This window comes from Paenibacillus sp. P3E (assembly GCF_001909045.1).
Lineage (GTDB): Bacteria > Bacillota > Bacilli > Paenibacillales > Paenibacillaceae > Paenibacillus_AQ > Paenibacillus_AQ helianthi.
Genome location: NZ_LVWH01000122.1, coordinates 1 through 1,064, shown reverse-complemented (window position 1 = coordinate 1,064; position 1,064 = coordinate 1). Strand labels below are relative to the sequence as shown.

1 protein-coding gene and 1 riboswitch are annotated in these 1,064 nt (G+C 38.0%); the gene reads right to left on the bottom strand.

All coding sequences use genetic code 11. The features are described from left to right. Window positions 1-84: riboswitch (purine riboswitch) on the bottom strand. This riboswitch is flagged as partial in the annotation. Between the two features lie 430 nt (window positions 85-514). Then, complete coding sequence (locus A3842_RS11375; RefSeq protein WP_074101491.1) at window positions 515-871, bottom strand: hypothetical protein; 357 nt, start codon at window positions 869-871, stop codon at window positions 515-517. Window positions 872-1,064 lie beyond the last annotated feature (193 nt).

Sequence of the window (1,064 nt, the reverse complement as noted above, 5' to 3'; positions counted from 1 at the left end):
GTTAGATCCCCCATAGTCGTATATCCGGTAGAAATGCTCAGGCCTTATTTCTGAGCATATATGAGAGCTATTGAATTTATTTACATTATATTAGCACTATATTCTTTCATTTGTAAATAGATTCCACTCATTGTACAATTTTACCTATCGTAACAAACGCCGGGCATCCTTCATCAAAGATCATCCGTACTTGTTTCACTCTGAAAGAAGTGGCTCACTTGAACTTCTGAAAACCGTACATGGGACGTGGTCATCTAAGCAATTGGCGAAGCCGCCGCGTAACATGATTACACTATTGTAGGATTGGGTGATATAAGGGATAGTATGAATAGCGCACCTACCCATCCTAACAAAGCACCGCTGACTCTATCAATACTCATGATTCATGACTCTTTTCCATTCTATTCAAACGTGAATTCTCAAAAGACCACTCTACGACTTGATCTTCAAACTGTCTAAATACGTCCTCCTGCAATCCCATATGAAAAAAGCTCTGGAAATACATGGGCTTTAACTATTCATCCTTTCTGTCCTTTAGTTGAGATCTATTAAAGTCCTGAACCGTCTCTAGATAATCCGTAAGGACTGAGCCAGAAATCTGTTCCACTTTTTCATCGCAAGCACTGAAAGATGATTTACCCGTTTTCTCCAAGTGCTCCCTAATGATCATCAGTTCTTGTTCTACGGCAGCTGTTATTTTCGTTGATTTCTTCAACTTCCGGTACACCATATCCTCCTTCATTTGCTCTTGCTTTAAGTACATACATTCAAGCCTTTTAAACTCCATTTTGTAATGCATTTGAATGATTTGCTCTTCATTGGCTTCTATTTTTTGAAAACAACGAATGTCGCTCTTCTTTAATTGCGTCAATTTCTCGTGCCTTTTTCACCAGACGCTGGGCAATGCTTAATAATTTCCCCATTCCACTTGCTCCTATCTTCTTTCTAATGACTTCCAGACTCTGCTTCAGAATATTTCAATTTGAATGAGTTCAGATTATGAATTTGTTCCTTATATACAATTTATAAAGGCTATAATGATAATGTTTGCTTCATTCCAGATC